This window comes from Psychromonas algarum (assembly GCF_004376845.1).
Classification (GTDB): domain Bacteria; phylum Pseudomonadota; class Gammaproteobacteria; order Enterobacterales; family Psychromonadaceae; genus Psychromonas.
The window spans coordinates 129,917-150,689 of sequence record NZ_SNUW01000007.1 but is presented as its reverse complement, the minus strand read 5'-3'; the positions used below and the strand labels follow the sequence as shown (position 1 = coordinate 150,689).

The 20,773-nt window shown below is 34.3% G+C and carries 23 protein-coding genes; 5 read left to right on the top strand and 18 right to left on the bottom strand.

The genetic code is table 11. The features are described from left to right. Nucleotides 1-274 precede the first annotated feature (274 nt). The 7 genes from E2R68_RS08315 to E2R68_RS08285 form a co-directional block, all read right to left on the bottom strand. Entirely contained in the window at nucleotides 275-643 is a 369-nt protein-coding gene (locus tag E2R68_RS08315; RefSeq protein WP_134277229.1) for a diacylglycerol kinase, read from the bottom strand. A 180-nt stretch (nucleotides 644-823) separates the two neighbouring features. Next, on the bottom strand, nucleotides 824-2,251 hold the full coding sequence (locus E2R68_RS08310; protein WP_134277228.1) for a sensor histidine kinase: 1,428 nt from the start codon (nucleotides 2,249-2,251) through the stop codon (nucleotides 824-826). Between the two features lie 3 nt (nucleotides 2,252-2,254). Further along, nucleotides 2,255-2,926 (bottom strand): response regulator transcription factor, encoded by a 672-nt coding sequence (locus E2R68_RS08305; RefSeq protein ID WP_134277227.1) that lies wholly within the window; start codon nucleotides 2,924-2,926, stop codon nucleotides 2,255-2,257. Between the two features lie 49 nt (nucleotides 2,927-2,975). Continuing rightward, nucleotides 2,976-4,607, bottom strand: a complete 1,632-nt coding sequence (locus tag E2R68_RS08300; RefSeq protein ID WP_134277226.1) for a phosphoethanolamine transferase — start codon at nucleotides 4,605-4,607, stop codon at nucleotides 2,976-2,978. Nucleotides 4,608-4,842: 235 nt separating this feature from the next. Then, nucleotides 4,843-6,342 (bottom strand): tripartite tricarboxylate transporter permease, encoded by a 1,500-nt coding sequence (locus tag E2R68_RS08295; protein WP_134277225.1) that lies wholly within the window; start codon nucleotides 6,340-6,342, stop codon nucleotides 4,843-4,845. 9 nt (nucleotides 6,343-6,351) lie between these two features. Continuing rightward, nucleotides 6,352-6,798, bottom strand: coding sequence for a tripartite tricarboxylate transporter TctB family protein (locus E2R68_RS08290; protein ID WP_134277224.1), 447 nt, complete (start codon nucleotides 6,796-6,798; stop codon nucleotides 6,352-6,354). A 142-nt stretch (nucleotides 6,799-6,940) separates the two neighbouring features. After that, nucleotides 6,941-7,867, bottom strand: coding sequence for a tripartite tricarboxylate transporter substrate binding protein (locus E2R68_RS08285; protein WP_134277223.1), 927 nt, complete (start codon nucleotides 7,865-7,867; stop codon nucleotides 6,941-6,943). Between the two features lie 529 nt (nucleotides 7,868-8,396). Between E2R68_RS08285 and E2R68_RS08280 the strand changes: the two genes are divergently transcribed. Then, nucleotides 8,397-8,897 carry a cytochrome b562 gene (locus E2R68_RS08280; RefSeq protein WP_134277222.1) on the top strand — a complete coding sequence of 167 codons (501 nt, stop codon included), beginning with the start codon at nucleotides 8,397-8,399 and terminating at the stop codon, nucleotides 8,895-8,897. Between the two features lie 58 nt (nucleotides 8,898-8,955). Here the strand turns inward: E2R68_RS08280 and E2R68_RS08275 are convergent, their stop codons facing one another. Genes E2R68_RS08275 through rimK form a run of 3 tightly spaced genes read right to left on the bottom strand, consistent with a single transcriptional unit; the run spans nucleotide 8,956 to nucleotide 11,355 of the window. Continuing rightward, nucleotides 8,956-9,390 carry an ATP-dependent zinc protease family protein gene (locus tag E2R68_RS08275; RefSeq protein WP_134277221.1) on the bottom strand — a complete coding sequence of 145 codons (435 nt, stop codon included), beginning with the start codon at nucleotides 9,388-9,390 and terminating at the stop codon, nucleotides 8,956-8,958. A gap of 1 nt (nucleotide 9,391) precedes the next feature. After that, nucleotides 9,392-10,438 carry a succinylglutamate desuccinylase/aspartoacylase family protein gene (locus E2R68_RS08270; RefSeq protein WP_134277220.1) on the bottom strand — a complete coding sequence of 349 codons (1,047 nt, stop codon included), beginning with the start codon at nucleotides 10,436-10,438 and terminating at the stop codon, nucleotides 9,392-9,394. A gap of 5 nt (nucleotides 10,439-10,443) precedes the next feature. Then, complete coding sequence (gene rimK / locus E2R68_RS08265; protein WP_134277219.1) at nucleotides 10,444-11,355, bottom strand: 30S ribosomal protein S6--L-glutamate ligase; 912 nt, start codon at nucleotides 11,353-11,355, stop codon at nucleotides 10,444-10,446. 154 nt (nucleotides 11,356-11,509) lie between these two features. Between rimK and E2R68_RS08260 the strand changes: the two genes are divergently transcribed. Further along, the gene (locus E2R68_RS08260) at nucleotides 11,510-12,349 is read left to right on the top strand and encodes a LysR family transcriptional regulator (RefSeq protein WP_134277218.1); all 840 of its coding nucleotides are present in this window, start codon (nucleotides 11,510-11,512) and stop codon (nucleotides 12,347-12,349) included. Nucleotides 12,350-12,449: 100 nt separating this feature from the next. Here the strand turns inward: E2R68_RS08260 and E2R68_RS08255 are convergent, their stop codons facing one another. The 4 genes from E2R68_RS08255 to E2R68_RS08240 form a co-directional block, all read right to left on the bottom strand. Next, nucleotides 12,450-13,814 carry a magnesium transporter gene (locus tag E2R68_RS08255; RefSeq protein ID WP_134277217.1) on the bottom strand — a complete coding sequence of 455 codons (1,365 nt, stop codon included), beginning with the start codon at nucleotides 13,812-13,814 and terminating at the stop codon, nucleotides 12,450-12,452. A 48-nt stretch (nucleotides 13,815-13,862) separates the two neighbouring features. Next, the gene (locus E2R68_RS08250) at nucleotides 13,863-14,726 is read right to left on the bottom strand and encodes a mechanosensitive ion channel family protein (protein ID WP_134277216.1); all 864 of its coding nucleotides are present in this window, start codon (nucleotides 14,724-14,726) and stop codon (nucleotides 13,863-13,865) included. Between the two features lie 129 nt (nucleotides 14,727-14,855). Continuing rightward, the gene (locus E2R68_RS08245) at nucleotides 14,856-15,725 is read right to left on the bottom strand and encodes a mechanosensitive ion channel family protein (protein WP_134277215.1); all 870 of its coding nucleotides are present in this window, start codon (nucleotides 15,723-15,725) and stop codon (nucleotides 14,856-14,858) included. A 56-nt stretch (nucleotides 15,726-15,781) separates the two neighbouring features. Then, nucleotides 15,782-16,837 carry a DUF21 domain-containing protein gene (locus E2R68_RS08240; protein ID WP_134277214.1) on the bottom strand — a complete coding sequence of 352 codons (1,056 nt, stop codon included), beginning with the start codon at nucleotides 16,835-16,837 and terminating at the stop codon, nucleotides 15,782-15,784. Nucleotides 16,838-16,989: 152 nt separating this feature from the next. Between E2R68_RS08240 and E2R68_RS08235 the strand changes: the two genes are divergently transcribed. Genes E2R68_RS08235 through E2R68_RS08225 form a run of 3 tightly spaced genes read left to right on the top strand, consistent with a single transcriptional unit; the run spans nucleotide 16,990 to nucleotide 18,843 of the window. After that, nucleotides 16,990-17,958 carry a magnesium transporter CorA family protein gene (locus tag E2R68_RS08235; protein WP_134277213.1) on the top strand — a complete coding sequence of 323 codons (969 nt, stop codon included), beginning with the start codon at nucleotides 16,990-16,992 and terminating at the stop codon, nucleotides 17,956-17,958. A 31-nt stretch (nucleotides 17,959-17,989) separates the two neighbouring features. After that, nucleotides 17,990-18,214, top strand: a complete 225-nt coding sequence (locus E2R68_RS08230; protein WP_134277212.1) for a hypothetical protein — start codon at nucleotides 17,990-17,992, stop codon at nucleotides 18,212-18,214. A 14-nt stretch (nucleotides 18,215-18,228) separates the two neighbouring features. Then, nucleotides 18,229-18,843, top strand: a complete 615-nt coding sequence (locus E2R68_RS08225) for a universal stress protein (RefSeq protein ID WP_134277211.1) — start codon at nucleotides 18,229-18,231, stop codon at nucleotides 18,841-18,843. Between the two features lie 61 nt (nucleotides 18,844-18,904). Here the strand turns inward: E2R68_RS08225 and E2R68_RS08220 are convergent, their stop codons facing one another. From E2R68_RS08220 to E2R68_RS08205, 4 genes are all read right to left on the bottom strand, one after another. After that, a complete protein-coding gene (locus tag E2R68_RS08220; RefSeq protein WP_134277210.1) occupies nucleotides 18,905-19,381 on the bottom strand; it encodes a ferrodoxin oxidoreductase beta subunit in 477 nt (158 codons plus the stop codon). 112 nt (nucleotides 19,382-19,493) lie between these two features. Beyond that, nucleotides 19,494-19,985 (bottom strand): DUF6691 family protein, encoded by a 492-nt coding sequence (locus tag E2R68_RS08215; RefSeq protein ID WP_347876582.1) that lies wholly within the window; start codon nucleotides 19,983-19,985, stop codon nucleotides 19,494-19,496. Further along, the gene (locus tag E2R68_RS08210; RefSeq protein ID WP_134277209.1) at nucleotides 19,985-20,407 is read right to left on the bottom strand and encodes a YeeE/YedE family protein; all 423 of its coding nucleotides are present in this window, start codon (nucleotides 20,405-20,407) and stop codon (nucleotides 19,985-19,987) included. Before E2R68_RS08210 ends, E2R68_RS08215 begins: the two co-directional genes overlap by 1 nt. Before the next feature lie 8 nt (nucleotides 20,408-20,415). Continuing rightward, on the bottom strand, nucleotides 20,416-20,712 hold the full coding sequence (locus tag E2R68_RS08205) for an ArsR/SmtB family transcription factor (RefSeq protein ID WP_134277208.1): 297 nt from the start codon (nucleotides 20,710-20,712) through the stop codon (nucleotides 20,416-20,418). Between the last annotated feature and the right edge of the window lie 61 nt (nucleotides 20,713-20,773).

Sequence of the window (20,773 nt, the reverse complement as noted above, 5' to 3'; positions counted from 1 at the left end):
ATTTGAGTGAGTAGCGATGTGTAAATATTAGATAGCGAGTAAGTGCTTATATGCAAATATTATTACTGTAAAAGTAACTTGCTATTTCATACCAATTACAATAAATAGCCGATCTATTTTATTTTTTAAAACAAGCACTTATTTGCTATAAATTTCATAAATGGAACAACCATTTATGAAATTTACGCCTAGAATTGCATTGTTTTTCAACGTATCATTTAGACAACATAGTTAATGTAATCGGTATAATATTTTTTATTTGATATGAGGCGAATTAAAAGAATACATCAAATAGGATAACACCCCATACTAATGCAACAATCATAAGAGCAACAAATACCGCGGCGGAACCAATATCTTTTGCTCGTCCACTAAGTTCATGAAACTCAGATCCAATTCTATCGACGGTTGCTTCCACTGCTGAGTTTAATAGTTCGACAATAACCACTAGTAATAAACTACCAATAAGTAGAATGAGTTCGACATGCGTCACCGGTAAAGCTATCGCTATTATTGACAATATAATTGTTCCGATAATCTCTTGTCGTACCGCCGCTTCATGGGTCCAAGCCGCTTTGAATCCTTGCATTGAAAATCCTGTTGCAGCAATAATTCGGCTGATGCCTGTTTTTCCTGGTTTCATTGTTGTTCCTTAATATCAGAGTTACTGTGTTGAATTAAATGGTTAACTGTTTTTTATTGTTCACTAATTTGGTCGTTTTTTGTGCGTTGTAATAATCCTTTTTAAAACGTTGCATAATAGCTCGCTTTTATTCTAATTTTCTAGATGCATGATGATGGTATGTTGTCATGCTGTTTTTATTCATTCTTTATTAAGTAATAACGTGAATTTAATTTTACTTTCTTCAAGCAGTTCGACGTTGATAGTATAGTTATTAATAGCACATAATTTTTCTACAATGGTTAAGCCTAATCCATAGTGTGTATTATCGGTACGTGCACTATCAATTCTATAAAGTGGTTTAAAGATCTTAGTTAATTGCTCATCTGAGATAGGGTTAGTTAATTCATTTACTAGGGTAATTTGAGGGGAACCTTTAGACACCTTGTTAATTTGTAAATGAACAATAGATTGAGCAGGGCTATAAAAAAGCGCGTTATTAAGCAAATTACTGATAATTAGATTAAAGCTTAGAATATCTAAGTTAATTGTCTTATCTATCAATGCGCCGCTTATTTGGACTCTTGAAAGTATATTGTCATGCATCCCCTGCACTGTTTCTAGTATTTCATTAATTGCAGTACGTAATACGATGTCTTCATTTTGTTGCTTTAATAAGTACCCATCGGCTTGATTTAACATCATCAAGTTATTGACAATATGTTTCATTCGTTGCCCGATAGATAACATATCTTGTGAATAACTTTCTGAAATCCGTAGATCATTAGGATATTGAATTGATAATTCACTAAGGCTAATGATTTCTGATATGGGGGTTTTAAGCTCATGCGCAATATCAGCTGAAAGACGTTGTTCTTCTTTTAATGTTTGTTGTGAAAACTCAATAAATCGTATTAGCTCAGCTCTAATTGGGGCGATTTCAATATGTTCATCCGTCACTTTTTTGAGTGATGATGTGGATTTATCGACCTTTAAATATGCAATCTCTTCATTTAATAATAAAAGTGGCTTTAAACCTTTATCAACTTGGTAAATAACTAAGTAGCGTATTCCGACAATTAATATAAAAAACAATAACCAAAAAATAATATCAACAGCAATTAATGCTTGTGAAAAGTGTTCTGTTGACATGGTGACAGTGAAAAAAGCTGTATGTTGAAAGGGGGCAATACTTGCTCTTAAGCGGCTAGGTACTTGTGGATGAAAGTAACTCATTATGGAACGACCGCTGCGGCCATCAGGCAAAGTTACGTTAATTATTTTTGATGTATTAATATAAATAGGTTCTTTGGCTAGCTGTTCTTCTGGGAATTCTTCTAAGGATGCTGAGCGTTCAAAAGGTTTTTCATCAACCCATAATTGAAAATATTGAGCATCATTGTGAGGTAAGAATTCAGGCATAAACTCACCTGCGAAATCAAATTCAACTCCTTCTTGTTCGACGGTTATTAAGGTTTTTAAATAATTTGATTTAGTGGTTAAGACTTCATCAAATTTATCTTTTACCCAATCATCTAGAATAGTGTCTACGGCAATAAATATAATAAACAGGATCACTGCAGGGATAATAGTAATGGTACGTAGAATATCTTTTTTTATTGATTTCATATTTTATGATTCAATCATATAGCCAAAACCACGTTTATTCTTGATAGGTAATAGACCACCAAGCTGTTTGCTTTTTCTTCTGACTGAAGAAAGATGAGCTTCGATACAATTTTTAGAAAGTTCGTCAAAATGGCCAACCACGGCTTCACTGATTTGACTTGTACTCACAATGTTATTGTTTGAACTAAAAATAACTTCAATTATTTTGAATTCATTTTTAGTTAACTCGATTGTTTTATCTTGATAAGAAAAAGTCTTCTGTGTTGTATCAAGAACAAAGTCACCTTGTTTAATCACGTTAGTAAAGTGTGTTATTTCACTTCTGCGATGTAAACTGATCACTCGAGCATGTAATTCGTCAAAAGAGAAAGGTTTAACAATGTAATCGTCAGCACCGGCTAATAATCCATTGACACGATCATCAACAGTAATGCGGGCTGAAAGAATGATAACTTTACTATGAACATTTTCTTGGCGAATTTTTTTGAGCAGCGTCATGCCATCAACATTCGGCAACATAAGATCTAAAATGATAATATCGAATTGGTTGTAAAGGGCTAGGTTTAGCCCTTCACTTCCATCACCAGTGGCTTCAACTGTAAAACCTAAGTTGCTTAATCCTACGATCAAGCTTCTACGTAAATGTTGAGAATCTTCAATCACTAAAATTTTCATTAATAATCTCTATGAAGGTCAGATAGCGTTAATGAAGTATCTTAACATTTTATAATTTACAGTGTGCTGTAATATCTAAATCACTTTGTTTTTCTTGAGTTGCAACACCATAAAAACCTAATAAAGTATGAAACAAGTTATCGTGTGAAACATCATCATTGAGTGCACTTTGTTGTATACAAGATTTATCGATCCCTTTTGTCGTGTAATAATCATCTGGAGCCCACATATATAAAGGAACATGTGTCTGTTCTTTTGGTGCCACAATATAAGGTGTTCCGTGTAAATAAAGACCATTTTCACCTAACGATTCACCATGATCAGACATATAAACAAGCGCAACGTTATATTTATCTTCATATTTTTTAAGAGTGTTGATCATCTCTGCAAGTAAATAATCAGTATATGCGATGGTATTGTCATATACATTCACGATCTCTTCAGTACTACATTTCTCTATATCACTACGTTCACAAGCAGGTTCGAAGAGTGTTTTATCTTTAGGGTATCGTTTTGAATATGTTGGACCATGGCTACCTATCAAGTGCAATGCGATAAGTTTATTTTGCTTTGGTTCTTGATTTATTAACTCTGGTAGATATTTTAATAAAATACTATCGTAGCAGGTATAAGAATCACATAAGTCGCTATATTTTTCTCTATCAGGGATTATTTTTGTTAGGTTTTGTGCGACTCTTTTATCGCCACCATCATTTCCTACCCAATGTATATTCACACCAGCGTGATCTAATATATCCAATACATTATCTTGATTGACTGCTCGGTTTTTATTGTATTTAGTACGTTCCATATTTGAAAACATACAAGGTAATGAAATGGCTGTTGCAGTACCGCAACTAGTCGCGTGTTGAAATGAAATTAGTCCGATATTTTCAGTATAAGGATTAGTATTTCTTTCATATCCGTTGTGATGAATATTCTGTGAGCGAGCAGTTTCACCAATCACCATGATCATCAATGTAGGTTTATTATTTTTTGCAGGAATAATTTTGGCGTCTTCACCTAGTTTTAAATATTCAAGCGGCGTTGTAAAGTAATGGTTATTAATATACTTACCAGTATTAAAAGCATACGAAGGATTAATCATCTTGTTTAAATACGAGTTGTTGCGGCCTATTGATGCATAATCTTTGTAATAAAGTGCAGCGATTAAAGCGATCATTGCAATTGCGCCAAATAATAATAAAGCACGCACAAAAAATGTTTTAAGTAAGCTTTTGCCGTAAGTGATTTTTACTTTGAAAAGTAAAAATGCTGGTAATACACCTAATACTAAAAACGCTAAAATAGAGCTTAAATTAACATAAGATAGTGCTTCACCAGTGTTCGTTTCAAAAATGTTTTCCATCATATCGTAATCAAACATGATGTTGTAAGTGACACTCGCGTAGAAGGCTAATGCAGAAAGCAAAATTAATGGAATGACAATGATTTTGAATAGATAAGGCCATGCAAGGAGTGAAAAAATAATAATAAATGCGCTAAGCATTAATAGATGTGATGCGAAGTACAATGGTAAATCATAATGAGATAACTCATAGACTTTTTGTATGATGGGATGATTAAATACCACTGCAAAATAAGCAGATACAATAAAAATAACTGTACTCACATATAACGGGAATTTTTTTAAGGAGATAAGGCTCTTTAATATATTCATTTTATTATTAGGTCTATTTTGTATTTTAGAATAGCAGGATAGTACTTGTTGAAACTTAAGCTTGGCTGAAGAGAGACTGAAATTTCACTGAGCTTTTGTCATTTTTTAGGAGTAACGCAGGCATTATCGGGAGTATTATTGCTAATTTATTATTCTACTTTTGTATGCTTGGGCTTATTTATAGCATTGAAACTAATACAGTGTATTAGTTTCAATGCCTATTCAATAAATCTTATTAAATCGCAGCTTTCTCTGCTGCTAAACGCTGCTTCTTTTTTAGTTTTACTGTTGAATAAACTGAAAAGATAGCAAATAAGATAAAGGCTAATGCAATAGGGCGGTCGTATAAAAATGACCAACTTCCTTCGTACATAATTAGTGACTTTCTTAAGTTTGTTTCTGCCATTGGACCTAATATTATTGCTAACAAAATAGGTGAAGAAGGTACATCCATTTTATTTAATATAAAACCTAACACACCAAAGAAAATTGCAATACCTACATCAAACATAGAGTTGTTAATTGCGTAAGCACCAATAATTGATAAGAAAATAATAATAGGGATCATTAATATTTTTGGTACTTCAATAATACGACAGAAGAAACGGATCCCTAAAAAGCCAATAATTAACATCACAATATTAGCGACAATCATCGAACTGAAAATACCATAAACAATTTCAGGGTTCTGTGTAAATAATAAAGGCCCTGGTGTTAAACCTTGAACAATAAGCGCCCCTAATAAGACCGCTGATACCGCATCACCGGGAACACCTAATGTTAATAAAGGCACTAATGATCCACCAGTAACACCATTATTACCTGATTCCGCCGCTGCTAAACCATGCATGGATCCTTTACCAAACTCTTCTGGATTTTTAGCCACTCGTTTTGCTTCGTTGTAACAAGCAAAGGCGGATATATCTGCACCAGCACCTGGTACTGAACCAATTGAAGTACCAATTAAACCACTTTTAACACTGGTAGGTAGTATCTTTTTGAAGTCTGAAAAACTTAGTAATTTGTAATCAAATTTAGGTGGAATATCCTGTTGATTGCTAGACATTTTTTCTAGCTGATTTAATGCTTCTGAAATGGCAAATAAACCAATTAAAACAGGAATGATATTAATACCACTATATAAATCCATGACACCAAAAGTAAAACGAGGAACGCTACTGATAGGGTCTAAACCCACCATAGCCACTAATAAACCTATTGTGCCGGCTAATAACCCCTTCCAAATACTTGCTGCAGATACACTCGCAATTATGGTTAAACCAAATAGGGCGAGAGCAAAATATTCTGGTGCATTAAAGCGCAGAGCAAAATCAGCTAATATCGGCGCAACAGCAATTAATACAATCGTGCTGATCAGACCGCCAATAAAAGATGCAACGGCTGCAATGCTGAGTGCTTTTGCTGCAAGACCTTTAATTGCCATTGTATGACCATCAAGCACAGTGGCAGCAGAAGCCGGCGTACCCGGTGTTTTTAATAAAATTGCTGCAATAGAACCACCATAAATGCCACCAATATAAACACCAATTAACATCACTAGTGCGGGTGTTGCGTCCATACCAAAAGTGAAAGGCAATAAAATAGCGACGCCCATAGTTGCAGTTAAACCAGGTAATGCGCCTAAAATAACACCACCTAACACGCCAAAAACTAAAACAGGGAATACGGCCATACTAAAAGCAGAGGCAAAGCCTGTGAGTAAATAATCCATCATAATAACGACCTAATAAAAGAGTAAACCTTCAGGTAATGAAATAATAAATACTTCACTGAAAAGGAAATAGATAGCGAATACAAAAATCCAGGCAATAATGTAATAACTTGGTTTTTTAATTCGGTGATACATAAGGTAGTAGGTAAAACCAATCAGACTTGCTAGTAAGTAACCTACGAATGTAATGAGTGTTGCGTAACCAATTAATAAAGTGAATCCAAATATGGCATGACTTGATATTAGAGGTTTTTCCTTTGTTGCTTTGTCACTTCTTTTATATTGAATGATCAAAACACTACAAATTATAATTTGGAGAACGGCGATAACACTAGGGAAAAAATCAGCACCTACTGGCGCATCTTGATATCTAGGTTCAGGGAATTGAGAAATGAGCACTAAAGCAATAATGCTAAATAGAATCATTAAGCTAGGAAAAAAAATATTGCGATTAAACATAATAAACTCGCTAATCATAAGGTTGTGTTAATCAATATTAAAGATAGAGACCAAAGTAAGACCTTGGCCTAAACTGTGTTACTTATATAAATGATTGATACCACTTAATTACTTATTATTTAAAGCGTTAAGTGGCATTAAATTATTTAATAAACTTGCTTAATGTTTTTTCATCTTGCTTAACAAAGCCTGTGAACTCTTGTGCTTTTAGTGGATGAATTGTCATCGCACCTTTTGCCATAAAGTCTTTAAACTGTGCTGAAGCCATTGCTTTATCAAAGGCATTACCTAAGATTTCAATAATTTCATCTGGTGTATCTTTTGGTGCTCCAATGCCACGCCATGTACCAGTTGTCACATCCATACCTTGTTCAATTAATGTCGGTACATCAGGAATGTACGAGATACGTTCTTTAGACATTACACCTAATGCTTTTAGTTGACCTGAACGTAATTGAGCAATTGCTTCGCCCGGTGTAACCATAGTGACTTGAGTATGTTTACCTAATACAGAAGGAATTGCTTCTGATGCCCCATTGTAAGGAACTGCATTAAGCTTAATATCTTGAGCTTGTTCTAAAGCCATTAGGTAAAAGTTAGGAGCCGCTGTTGAAGCAAATTTCACTTTACCTGGGTTTTTCTTCGCTTCTGCAACTAAGTCATTAACCGTATTAAATGGGCTATCTGCAGGAACTAAAATAACAGCTGGATCTAAATTAACCATACGAATAAGTTTGAAGTCGTCAGCTGTATTCTGCATTAATCCCATTTGTGGTAATGATGCAATCTCACGAGTAACAACCGTAAGAGTGTATCCATCAGGGCGTTGTTGAGCACCAAAGCTCATACCTACTGCGCCTGCTCCGCCAGTTCTATTCATGACTGAAATACTTGTTCCTAAAACATCTTTAGCGCTATTAGCTAGTGTTCGACCCACTGCATCCGTGCCACCACCTGCACCAAAAGGTACGATCAAGCGAATATTTTTAGATGGGTAATCAGCAGCAAAAGAGCTTGCTGACATAATTAAACCTGCACTAATGATTGCTGTTTTGAGTAGTTTCTTCATCGTTACATTCCTTTATTATTGATAAAATTAATTTCTCTATATTTGGATCGAACATGTTATTTAGGGCTAATAAACAAAACTGTATTAGAAAATAAGTCATGCTAACGATGAAGTGTAGCGTATATTTTCAATGTTATTTTTATTTACAGTAATGTAAAAACCTTGTAACAAAGACTACTGGAATAAATCAAAAATAAGCACAACGTGAGTCACGAAAGTCAGGTAAAAAAGTGTGCCTGTGATCGGGTAATTGAACTTTAAAATGAAGTTTTGTTGATATTCTGAACGAGTGTTCACTATTTGTACTAAGTATGTATGTGCGATTTAATTGTGGTTAGTAAAATAAAAATAAAAGTTGAGATATGTAATAAGTTGTTATGACATTTTTGATGATCACTTACTCATATTTGATGTTGTTTAATTTCAATTATAAAAGAGTCACTATTTAATCCATTACTTTTTGTATCTGTTTTTATACAGTGTAGAGTATGGCTTATAAAAACCTCAAAGAATTTATCAAGGAGTTGTTATGAATATGAAAAAATCAAAACTGGTATTAGCACTAAGTGGTGCATTATTTATGACTTTACCAATGAACCAGGCTTTTGCTCATGATGATCACTGTGAAATTAAGGACACTAAATTAGGTGATACGATGAAGTACATGAAAAGTGAACTTCGTGGTTATACAAAAGGCTTTAAATCTGCTGATCAAAAAAAGATGCAACGGCATCTTAATGAGCTTCTTAAGTTGAGTGAACAAGCGGGGCGTATGATGCCAGTGACCATTGCACAACTAGGTAAGGGCGATCTGGAAAAAATTGATTATTCAAAGATGGACCATGACAAATCAGAGATGACAGAGCAACAGCGTGAAAAGCAGGCGCAATATGTTGAAGGTATCGAGCGTTTACATGCTTTATTTCAAGCGTTAAATGAAAGCAAAGATAAAGCTGAAATAGAATCTATTCTAGATAAAATTAAACAACAGACAAAAGAAGGTCATAAAGAGTTTCGTCAAGATTGTTAATTTAAAATTTTTTGATAAAGAAGGGCTGGGTGATATATATTCCCAGCCCTTTTTTTATTTATTTTTCTGGTGATACCATAAATACTTTCGAAGCATCAACGAGTAAACGTTTACCAATGGCTTCTCGTCCAAAAAGCATTAGATAATTCATATCAGCGCGATCTGTTAATGTAATTTCTATTGGCCATGTTTCTGAACCTAATTTCATTGGTGTCTCTATCACATAACGCTGTTCTGCTGTGCCATTAGATGATTTAATTTTTCGAATGTCACTGATAATGGCATGACATGATATTAAACGCTCAACATTATGAATATCAGGATGAATATCAAATTTTACGCAAGGTTTTCCTTGGTCCATATATTTAACAATGTTATCTACATGTAACGAAGATGTTTTTGCGCCAGTATCTACCCTGACTTGTAAGTTATCAATGCCTAGTTCAGGCAAGGCAATGGATTCTAATCGCCCAATGATCATCTTTTCTTGCATTTTATTGTTCTCTCACTGTATCTATATTAGTAAGTTGTTCATCGGGTAATAGAAAATCGTGCACGCTTTCAATATGCTCAGCGATTGCTTCATCATTTTCTTTAAAATAAGCGATATGGAACATCGCTTCACCCTCTTGAACTAAAGGTATATTTTGTTTGCCAATAAGTATTCCTGAACGAGTTGCACTCACCACTCCTAATACTTCACCGTAAGGGCTACCAATTTCAGCTAATGCATCTCCTGCTGTTACTTGATCTCCCAATTCAACCAAGTTATTGACAATGCCACTTGCATTCGCGCGTAACCAACTGCTGCTATTAGCAATATACGGTTCTTTTAGTTTTTTCCTTGATGTTCTTTTAGGCATCATTTTAAGGTGTCGTAATACATTCTCTATTCCTCGAATACCAGCATGGATTGAAAAATCATCAAAACGTAATGCTTCACCTGCTTCATACAATAATACTTTGGTATTATTTTTAACGGCTGACTCTCGTAATGATCCATCAACTAAATTGGAATTCAAAATAACAGGAACAGCAAATACCTGAGCAAGCTCTTTAGTTTCTGCGTCACTCATATCACCTCGTATTTGAGGTAAGTTAGAGCGATGAATCGCACCAGTATGTAGATCAATGCCGTAATCACAATGTTTAACAATTTGGGTTAAAAATATATGTGCAACACGTGCTGCCAATGAGCCTTTAGGCGACCCAGGGAAGCATCTATTTAAGTCACGTCTATCTGGCATATAACGACTTTGATTCACAACGCCATAAACATTAACCATAGGGACCGCAATTACAGTGCCACGAATAATTTTAAAATTTGGTTTATTAATTAAACGCCTAATAATTTCTATGCCGTTTAATTCATCACCATGCACAGCTGCGCTAATAAAAATGGTTGGGCCATCCTTTGCAGCGCGAATAATTTGCACCGGCAATGAAACACTGGCATCGGTATATAACTTGGCAACGGGCAGATCAATTTTGCATTGAGTGCCTGGTAAAATATCAAAATCACCTATACGTAATGTTTTCATGGTTTTTATCCTTGACCACGTGTTTTGTTTGTCATTTTTTTAGATTTTATTTTTTTATCGATAAAATCAAATACCATCCCTGCCAGATCTTTTCCTGTTGCTGTTTCAATCCCTTCTAAACCCGGTGATGAATTAACTTCCATTACCATTGGACCGCTTTCTGAACGTAATAAATCAACACCACAAAAATTTAAGCCCATAATTTTAGCTGCATTAATGGCAGTTTCTCGCTCTGCTTTACTGAGTTTAACAACTTCAGCAGAACCTCCTCGATGCAAGTTAGAACGGAATTCACCTTCTGCTCCTTGACGTTTCATTGCTGCCACAACGCGATCGCCAATCACTAAGCAACGAATATCTGCACCACCTGCTTCTTTAATAAATTCTTGTACTAAAATATTGGCTTTTAATCCCATGAAAGCTTCAATAATACTTTCAGCGGCTTTTGCTGTGTCGGCTAATACAACACCAATACCCTGTGTACCTTCCAATAATTTAATAACAACAGGTGCACCACCTACATTTTTAATTAAATCTTTAATGTTGTCGGGTTTGCTTGCAAAACCGGTACGTGGCATGCCAACGCCTTTTCTAGATAATAACTGCATAGAGCGTAATTTGTCGCGTGAACGACTGATAGCAACGGATTCATTCACATTAAACGTTCCCATCATTTCAAACTGGCGTGCAACGGCTGTACCGTAAAAGGTTACAGATGCGCCAATTCGAGGAATAACCGCATCGTAATGTGGTAACTCTTCACCATGGTAACGCACAGTCGGACGGCTACTCGTGATATCCATATAACAATGTAATGTGTCAATAATATCTACTTGATGACCTTGTGCTTCACCTGCTTCTTTTAAGCGACGAGTAGAGTATAAGTTTGGGTTTCTAGATAAAATTGCGATTCTCATTGTTAGTATTCCTTTATCATTTTTCATGAATTTAAGTGCGATGGATCTCGCTAAAGTATAAGTTTGTAGAGTATAGGAACAAAAATTAATATAATAAAATTAATTGTTTTGTGGTCTTTGATTAATTTTTTTGATTAGATGTGGTGGGTGATAAATGAAGATAGAATTATTAAAAACATTTTTAGAAGTGAGTCGTTCTTTACATTTTCGTATTGCTTCTGAAAACCTGTTTATTACTCAATCAGCGGTGAGTGCCCGTATTAAATTATTGGAAGATGATTTAGGTGTGTTGTTATTTGACCGTAGTAAAAAGCATTTAAAGTTAACTGCTGAAGGGCATCGTTTAATTAAGCATGCGAATGAATTAATTTTTATGTGGCAAAAAACAAAGCAAGATGTAGGTATTACCGCGCAACATTCAACACAACTCGTGGTAGGTGCATTAAGTTCTGTTTGGGATATTGTGTTGCAAAATTGGTTGCAAAAAATACATCTTAATATTGAAGATATTAGTTTATTAACAAATACTTATAGTCCTTTAGAATTGCGTAAAAGTTTACTTAATAGGGTTATTGATATTGGCTTCTTATTTGAACCAACATTTGTTGGTGAAATTATTTCAGAAAAAGTGGCTACTGTTCCGTTACATCTAGTGACAACTGATCCTGATTATTCAAATAAATTAACTGATTTTATTATGGTTGATTATGGTGAATCAGTAAGTGCTCAATATTTAAGGGAATTTCAAGATGCACCTGAAGCAAAACACTTTATGAGTCAGCCAAGGGTTGCGTTAAATTTTATTTTAGAAGTAGGGGGAGCGGCTTATTTACCTAGACAAATCACTTTTGAATATTTGAGAAATAAAGCGTTATTTTTAGTGGAAGACGCCCCTGTTTTTAGCCGTGATATTTATGCAAATTACCTAGCAAATAATCAAAAGATAGAGGTTATTGAACAAGCATTAAAATTATTTCCAGCAGTGAGGATTTAGTTTTTATGTAGTCGATAATTTCAAAAGTGTTAATTTAAATCATACTTTTGAAATTATCTTTGTGAGATTAGTTGCTTAGCTTCATTAACTAACAACAGGTTTACAGCAGTAATAAACTACCTAAACCAAGGAAGACAATAAACCCAAAAATGTCAGTGACTGTGGTTAATACAACTGAGCCAGATAATGCGGGATCAATATTAAATTTGCTTAAAATCCAAGGAACCCATACTCCTGATAATGATGCGATAACAATATTACCTAAAATAGCAATAAAAATGGTGATTGAAAGCATCAATGTATCAAACCAAACATAAGTGATTGCACTAATGACTACAGCCCATAACACACCGTTAATTGCTCCGACTTTAAGTTCTTTTGCAATAATATCTTTTTTATTGGCATCAGTGATTTGCCCTAATGCTAAACCTCGAATGATCAACGTAATGGTTTGGCTACCAGATATACCACCCATGGAAGCAACAACCGGCATTAATACTGCTAATGCTACAACTTGTTGAATGGTGGCTTCAAACAATCCAATAAACCATGATGCTAAAAAGGCAGTGACTAAATTAATACCTAACCATACCGCACGGTTTTTTGAACTTAACCAAACACTGCTAAATAGATCTTCTTCTTCAATTAAACCAGCGGATTGGATCAATTGTGTTTCGACGATTTGTTCTTTATAACGATAAGCGCTAGGTAAATCTAAACGCCCCGTCAAACAGCGGTTTTCATCAATAACAGGTAATGCTGATTTATCCGCATTAATTAGTTTTTCTGCTGCATCACTAATATCATCAGTGCTATTAACTGACTCTATTTGTTGATTGATAAAGCTTCTGTATTCATCATCATTTGTGGCTTTAAATACCGCATTTAATGCAATCTCACCGACTAATTGAGCATTATCATCCACGATATAAATAACATCGGTAAAATTTGGTAAATTTTTAGCGCATTGTTTTTTTACGGCTGATAACTTTAATCTTTGCGGTATACGAACATCTGTAAAATTTTGCCAATGACCGACTTCATCTAACGCATAATCACAAGACTTTTTATATAGACTACGTTGTTTTGCTGTCATATTACTGACGGCATAATCAGTAAAACGATCATTAAGAGTTTCAGATAACTCTAATAGTTGAAATGCATCTAATTTAGTGAGTAATGGGAAGCAGTATTCATCTTCTAAAGCACTCAGCAGTAATTGCCTAGATTCATTTTTCATGGCAATAAATACATTTTGCTGTGTTTCATCTGCAAAACATTGCCATAGGATAATTCTGAGTTTGATAGGGAAAGATTCTAATAAAATAGCAATCTGTTCATCAGATAAATTCTCTGCAATTTCTAACATTAATGCATTGAGAGTCTTTAGAACAGTTATCTCTTTTTCTATTTCAAAATGACTATTAATTTTTTCAATGTAACCGGGTAACAGATCTAATGACATGAACCTTCCTTGTTGAACGGAGCAACTATTAATAAATAATTGTTAAATTTATTCGGGATTATTTTTCTGTCGCATTTTTTCTTTAAACCACATTTCCATAAAATCAGATGTTAAAGATTGCTCTATTTCCATTGCTCGTTCTGTTGGGCAAAAAATAGTAAATAATATTTGTGTATCTCCAATATCCGATGTTGCGACTTGAATATGAGGATCGGGGCCTGCTATATGGACATCTAAACGATTTTCAATCAATTGGTTATAACGAATAGCTACATCTCTAAAGTCTTCACAATATCCTTGTGCTTTTTCATAAAGTTGGTCTAAAAAAAGAAAAGGATTCACACTTTCATCACGGGTAATAGTGAAATGATGCATAGAGTAACGTTTTAAAAAATTAAGATTTTTAATAGAGGAGGTAATAAGTTTGCTATTGGGTAAATAAAGGGTTTTTCCCGTGTATTCATAAGCATCAATATTAACTTCTAATAATGTTAATTTAGCCCAATCAATAGAGTGCACTTCGCCGTACGAATCGCCTACCTGTATCCAATCTCCAATACGAAATGGTCGGCTGGATACAATGTATAAAAAACCAATGAAACATTGAATAAACTCTCGGGTCGCAATAACAATGGCCACTACAAATGCAGCGATTGAGATGGCAAACTTTTGCATTTCAACGGACCAAATATGAAAGATACCAATTAAAATAATAATCGTTGCCGCATTATTTATTATATTGATTTTTAAGCGTTTATTTTTTCTAGATTTTTTCGAGATGAATTTTAAAATCAAAAACTTACTAAGCATAACAAGCATAATAAGGAGGACAGTTAATACCGTATTATGTGTTAAGAGTGTTTGAAATAAATTGCTTGCAGTTAAAGCAAGTGATGAACTTTTTTCAACCATAACTAATGATCCCTTTACTTGTTTAGTTGTAAGTTGTTTGCTTAACATCCCAATGTTATTAGTATGTTATCAGATTCTAAGCTATCACTAAACTTTGTTATTCTGGTTTATTTAAGTACAAATACATTGTTAACTATTAGGTGATTTATTAATGGTTAAAGATCCATCAATATGTAAATCTCGTTGTGGATAAGCAACAATAATATTATGTTCTTCAAAGAGCTCTTCTAAGCGAAAACGAATATTACTTCGCATCACCCTTAATCCTCCTTCTACAGACGCGTCTAACCAAAATGTCACCTCGAAAGCTAATGCGTTATCACCAAAGTCATCAAATATAACAATGGGTTGAGGTGTTTTGACTATGGTTTCTTGTTCTACTGTGGCCTGCATAATAAGCTCTGCCACTTTTTTAACTGGAGAGCCGTAAGCAACACCTACTTTCACTGAAGTCCTTACTAAGCTATCAACTAAAGTCCAATTGACTACGGTATTTTCTAATAATTTACTGTTAGGTATTAATAAATGAACACCATCCACTCGTCGAACACGTGTAGAGCGAGTATTGATTTCTTCGACCATTCCTTTGGCATCGTCTACTTCTAAGAAATCACCAATGCGAATTGGACGCTCCCACATTAATATCCAACCACTAATAAAGTTATTAATAATATTCTGAGCACCAAAACCAAAACCAATAGCAATAGCTCCAGATAGAAAGGCAAAGGCAGTGATAGGAATATGAATTAACTCTAATGTAGTGATCAGTATTATTGTTACTGCGATAACACGGAGTACACGCTGTAATAAATGAATACTATGTGGGTCTTTATTTTGAGTTGTTAAGCGTTTAGTAATTAATTTTACAAACCATCGTGTGAATAAGGTGCCAAAGAATAAAATAACGGGAATAAGTAATATATGACCCAATGTAATGCTCTGGTCTGAAACGGTGAAAACGATGTAGGATAAAAATTCTTTAACTTTAGCGAGATCCATTAATTGCCCCTTAGGCGTGTTTTTATTATTGAGATAATTATAGAGTTATTTGTTTGTTATTTTTTGATATCAGCTGTTGCTTTATTAAGTAGTTCAGCTGGTTGTATCCCTTTTAATAATAAACCAAAAATATCTGCCCCTGTAATAATACGTTTATTTTCGCCCCAAATAAGTAATACATCTCGTTCAATTGCACCATCAAAAGATTTATCAATAGATTCACCCATTTTCATTTTAATGATCGCATCATTTAACATAGTTGATTCATCACTGATAATAGTTGGGCGATGACAATGTTTGTACGGGTCAAAATTTTCTGTTTCAAAAAAGACTTCACGTAAAAAACTATCGGAATCAACAACCACAAGAGGGTCTCCTGCGATATTCGTTAATACAATCCAACGATGCCCTGACTTATTTAATAACTTTAAGAATTCATTATTAGGTGCTGAAGTTATTTCAGGAATAATAGGCAGGTCTAACTTTGTAGGCAAAGCAATGATGGAATCTGGATCGATCAATTCACCTTCTTCAATGACTGATATTTTATCGAGTTTAAAGAAATTTAATGCCCCGATCCCTTCAACGTGGTTGATATCTGTTTCTTCAGCTTCGATATGTTTTCGTATGATGCTGCTTAACTCACTTTCAGCTAAATAAGTAATACCTTCTTTACCTAACCAGGCATCCAATATAAGTGCTGTTGGTTTGGCTACAGGATAAAATATAAACTGATAAAACTTGATAATAGGGGTAAGAAGAGCGCCCATTTTTAATGCGTTTCTAGAAAAATAGGCTTGTGGGGTAATTTCACCAATAACAGTGATGGCAATGGTAGAAAATAGAAACGAGCTAATGCCAGCCAAAGCAGAATCAGAGAGCAGGGTGAGTAGTACATTAATCCCAACATTTCCCCATAAAATAGTGGTTAATAAAAAATTAGAGTCATTACGTAGGCTTAATACTTTTTTAGCGCTTACGTTACCTTTCCCCGACTCAACTTCAAGTTGTAACCTGCTAAGTGAAAACAAGGCAATATTTAAGCCTGAAAATATTGCTGACTGTGAGATGCATAAAGCAATTGCAATCCAAATTATAATATCTTGAGTCATATTCCACCGAATGATTTTTATATTGTATAAAGGAAGCTTATAACCTTTATTGGCACAAAGATATTTTTTATTGATGGATAATAAAAAACTCAATCTAATGTGATAACTGTGCAATACTCATCATAGTTAAAATGATAAATAAGAGAAGTGTTATGATCAGATGTATGTTGTTAAATTCAGATAAATCATATAGTTATGGTGATGAATCTTTGATCGATAGTTGGCGCGAAGATAAAAGTACGATGCTATGGGTGGATATTGATTCTCATGATAAAGAACAAGAATATGTACTTTTAAAAGCATTAGGTTGTCATTCTTTAGCGATTACTGATGCGCAGCGAGATCGTCATCCCCCTAAAATTGAGTTATTTGATAACTATATCTTCATGCTATACCGCGGGATTTTTCATTCTCGTGAGGATTTATTATTTGAGCACTTACAAATAAGTATGTTTGTAGGCACTAATATATTAATTACATCCCATGCTCAAAAATCTATTTCTATTGATAAACTATTTAGTGTGGAAGGCGAAAAATTTTTAATGAAAAGCCCCATTACGTTGGCATTAAGAATATTTCATTATAGCTGTGGTATTTATCTGCAAAAACTATTTGAATTTGAAGAAAAACTAGAAGCATTAGAAGATAAGTTTCAACTTGGTGGGGACGATAAAATGATGCAGGAAATAACGCTGTATCGTTCTAGGCTTACTAAATTAAAACGCACCTTTAGCTACCACAGTAATATTGGTTCTGAATTAAAAATATTAGTTGCGGATGAAACGCCTATTATTAATCAAGCTGAGTTACATACAGTGATTGATGTACATGAGCGGATTGACCGATTATTAACGTTATCGCAAATGCATTATGATATTTGTAGTGATTTAGTGAATGGTTATTTATCCATTACTTCGCACCAATTGAATGCCACTATGCGGGTCTTAACTGTGATCACCGCTATCTTTATTCCATTAGGTTTTTTAGCTGGAATTTATGGAATGAATTTTGAGTACATACCTGAGTTAAAAGCAGAAAATGGTTATTTTTATTTAATTGGTTTTATGGCTTTTTTATCATTAACTTTAGTTCTATTGTTTAAGAAAAAACGTTGGCTCTAGCGGTTTAAGGTGCTTTTAATGTGGGGGTATTATGACAACTGAACAAATTATTTGGTTTATTGATTGTCGCTTTTATTATCAAACAACATCACTAGATAAATTAGTGCACCTTGTGCCACCCCATCATAAAACATTAAAAATCATATTAGATGCAAGAGGGCAATATCAAGGACGTGGGTATTGGCATTTATTAATAGATAACAACACATTGTCAGCAGAATTGATGGCAACGATTAATGCAAAAAAGCACAGTTAATTAAGTTTTTTGCAATGAATGCGATTCAAGTGGAAGTTATTATTAATCAAACTGCTGATTATTTATCAGTGCTTAATGATGAAGTGCATAGTCAAGAGCAGACTCTAGTTGTTATCGAAGATAATATTGTTGCGAAACGACATTCTATTTTTCAAAAATTAACGGCAATTGATGCGCCTGTTTTGATTGTAAATAAAAAACCGTGGAGAAATCCTATTAAGGTTTTGGCTGCTGTTGATCCTATACATGAAAATGCGAGTACAGGCAGGGTAGATACTCATATTGTTTCATATACTGAACAATTGGCTGCATTATTAAAAGCAAAGTGGTCAGTGGTACATTGTTGTAATATTACTTGGCCTTTGGCAAAGTATAAAACTAAGATCCTAGCTGCACATCGTAATGGTTTGACTTTTTTTGCGAAAAAACAGCGTATTACTTTAGATAAATGTATTTTATTAGAAGGCATGCCTGAAACAGCTTTAACTGCCCACATAATAGAGCAGAACAGTAATATATTGGTGATCGGTTTAATTGCTCGTAATAAATTAGAGCAATTGTGGATCGGCAGTACTACAACAGCGTTATTAACAGACTTGCCTTGTGATATGTTATTAATCAAAAAATAAGCTCTAAAAGTAGAGTTAGTTAATATAAAAAACTAGCTCTATTTTTAATCAATTGTTGGTTTTAAAAATTAAACCCAATTACCACTTCACCTGTTACATCGTCATTATAAAATATTGATTTATTAGACGTATATTTTTCTTGTCTGATACCTGCGCTTACTAACATTGGTGAGTTAATATAAGCCACACCCACTCTGTATCCATAAGAATCAACATCTGGCACATCTTCAACAAAATAATGGCTATATAGCAAACCAAAATAAGGTTTTATTTTCTCAGAAGCTGGGATGTAATAAGTTGATTGCAGAGTTGCTTTCGAAACTGTGGGTGTTCCAGAAAACCAATATTCATATGCACCACCAACCATCAGATTCTCTAAAGCAAAATAACCAATAGAAGCGCCGACTACAGTATACTTTTCATTGCCAATAGAAGCGCTACCAAGTTGAATACCAACAGACTTAATACCTGCAGTTAAGGTTGCTGAATATGCGATATTACTAAGTACTAAAAAAGCAGTGAGTAGTATGAGTTTCATTATTTAATCCTTTAAAAAATTAACCTGTGTTTGAAGTCTATCCTAATCCTTAAACATTAGTTTATTGATATTAGATTAGAGTTTGATCTAACCTCTACTTTTCCAATTTTTATTATTTAGTTTTATCTTCAGTTGTTTTAGAAGAAGCCATAATAGAGCATGGAAAACGACCTGAAAGATATTGGTTAGCACATAATATGCCGATCACCATCCACAGAATAAATAACCCGATAATATGACTACCTCCTGAAATACTTGCGATCACAGGTCCAGGGCAAAAACCTGCTAATCCCCAACCCATTCCAAAAATAATAGCACCTGAGATTAATTTACTATCCACTTTTTGTTTGTTGCTTACAGCAAAATCTTTTCCATTAATGGCTGTTTGACGCTTTTTAATAACTAAATGATAAAAAGGTGTAAAGACTAATAATGCACCACCCATAACAAAAGCAAGGCTAGGATCCCATGCGCCAAAAATATCTAAAAAGGCGATAACTTTATCAGGGTCAACCATGCCTGATATGATCATGCCACTACCAAATAACAGGCCGGATAATAAGCTTATTAACATGCTTCCTATTTTTGTGCGCGACATACTCATTACAATACTCCTAATAAACGACGTAATAAAACCATCAAAATAGCACTGATCATAAAGGCGCAAGTGGCATAAATTGAACGCTTAGAAAAACGTCCCATACCAATAATTCCGTGACCGCTAGTACAACCATTTCCTAAGCGAGTGCCAAAACCGACTAATAAACCTGCAATACAAACAACCAAGATATCTTTATTACTTACATCGGGTAAAGAAAAGCCAATTGGGGTGACAGCAAAGATGCTTATTATCATGCCGATGACAAAAACAACTCGCCAACTTGTTTCATTTTTTTTAGGGGTTAATAACCCGCCTACTATTCCACTGATACCTGCAACTTTTCCATTGAATAGCATTAATAAAGCAGCAGATAAACCTAATAACATGCCACCGAATAAGGATGCCCAAGGCATAGTAAATTCCATATTAACCTCTACTCAGCACAGAAAATGCGATGAAAACTAGTAATAAGAGCTTCGATCCGTTTATCGGCTAGGCTGTAAAAAACAGCTTGTGACTCTTTACGGACCGTCACCAAATTATGTTTTTTCAATACACTTAATTGTTGTGAAAATGCAGATTGGCTGAGTGTAGAATTTTCTTGTAACTGTCCAAATCCTTGCTCGCCATCAACCAACTGGCATAACACCATTAATCTTTCTGGATGAGCCATCGTTTTTAATAATTCAGCGACTTCGGTTGTACGCTCTTGCATATCCTCTAATTGCATAATGCTCTCTTTTGTTAGGTTTATTTTTTTAAGCTTACTGCTTTATTTTAATTAGTAAAGC

Excerpts from the sequence above, each read along its gene's own strand:
- E2R68_RS08315 (WP_134277229.1), bottom strand. The coding sequence starts at position 643 with ATGAAACCAGGAAAAACAGGCATCAGCCGAATTATTGCTGCAACAGGA.
- E2R68_RS08310 (WP_134277228.1), bottom strand. The coding sequence starts at position 2,251 with ATGAAATCAATAAAAAAAGATATTCTACGTACCATTACTATTATCCCT.
- E2R68_RS08305 (WP_134277227.1), bottom strand. The coding sequence starts at position 2,926 with ATGAAAATTTTAGTGATTGAAGATTCTCAACATTTACGTAGAAGCTTG.
- E2R68_RS08300 (WP_134277226.1), bottom strand. The coding sequence starts at position 4,607 with ATGAATATATTAAAGAGCCTTATCTCCTTAAAAAAATTCCCGTTATAT.
- E2R68_RS08295 (WP_134277225.1), bottom strand. The coding sequence starts at position 6,342 with ATGATGGATTATTTACTCACAGGCTTTGCCTCTGCTTTTAGTATGGCC.
- E2R68_RS08290 (WP_134277224.1), bottom strand. The coding sequence starts at position 6,798 with ATGTTTAATCGCAATATTTTTTTTCCTAGCTTAATGATTCTATTTAGC.
- E2R68_RS08285 (WP_134277223.1), bottom strand. The coding sequence starts at position 7,867 with ATGAAGAAACTACTCAAAACAGCAATCATTAGTGCAGGTTTAATTATG.
- E2R68_RS08280 (WP_134277222.1), top strand. The coding sequence starts at position 8,397 with ATGAATATGAAAAAATCAAAACTGGTATTAGCACTAAGTGGTGCATTA.
- E2R68_RS08275 (WP_134277221.1), bottom strand. The coding sequence starts at position 9,390 with ATGCAAGAAAAGATGATCATTGGGCGATTAGAATCCATTGCCTTGCCT.
- E2R68_RS08270 (WP_134277220.1), bottom strand. The coding sequence starts at position 10,438 with ATGAAAACATTACGTATAGGTGATTTTGATATTTTACCAGGCACTCAA.
- rimK (WP_134277219.1), bottom strand. The coding sequence starts at position 11,355 with ATGAGAATCGCAATTTTATCTAGAAACCCAAACTTATACTCTACTCGT.
- E2R68_RS08260 (WP_134277218.1), top strand. The coding sequence starts at position 11,510 with ATGAAGATAGAATTATTAAAAACATTTTTAGAAGTGAGTCGTTCTTTA.
- E2R68_RS08255 (WP_134277217.1), bottom strand. The coding sequence starts at position 13,814 with ATGTCATTAGATCTGTTACCCGGTTACATTGAAAAAATTAATAGTCAT.
- E2R68_RS08250 (WP_134277216.1), bottom strand. The coding sequence starts at position 14,726 with ATGGTTGAAAAAAGTTCATCACTTGCTTTAACTGCAAGCAATTTATTT.
- E2R68_RS08245 (WP_134277215.1), bottom strand. The coding sequence starts at position 15,725 with ATGGATCTCGCTAAAGTTAAAGAATTTTTATCCTACATCGTTTTCACC.
- E2R68_RS08240 (WP_134277214.1), bottom strand. The coding sequence starts at position 16,837 with ATGACTCAAGATATTATAATTTGGATTGCAATTGCTTTATGCATCTCA.
- E2R68_RS08235 (WP_134277213.1), top strand. The coding sequence starts at position 16,990 with ATGATCAGATGTATGTTGTTAAATTCAGATAAATCATATAGTTATGGT.
- E2R68_RS08230 (WP_134277212.1), top strand. The coding sequence starts at position 17,990 with ATGACAACTGAACAAATTATTTGGTTTATTGATTGTCGCTTTTATTAT.
- E2R68_RS08225 (WP_134277211.1), top strand. The coding sequence starts at position 18,229 with ATGAATGCGATTCAAGTGGAAGTTATTATTAATCAAACTGCTGATTAT.
- E2R68_RS08220 (WP_134277210.1), bottom strand. The coding sequence starts at position 19,381 with ATGAAACTCATACTACTCACTGCTTTTTTAGTACTTAGTAATATCGCA.
- E2R68_RS08215 (WP_347876582.1), bottom strand. The coding sequence starts at position 19,985 with ATGAGTATGTCGCGCACAAAAATAGGAAGCATGTTAATAAGCTTATTA.
- E2R68_RS08210 (WP_134277209.1), bottom strand. The coding sequence starts at position 20,407 with ATGGAATTTACTATGCCTTGGGCATCCTTATTCGGTGGCATGTTATTA.
- E2R68_RS08205 (WP_134277208.1), bottom strand. The coding sequence starts at position 20,712 with ATGCAATTAGAGGATATGCAAGAGCGTACAACCGAAGTCGCTGAATTA.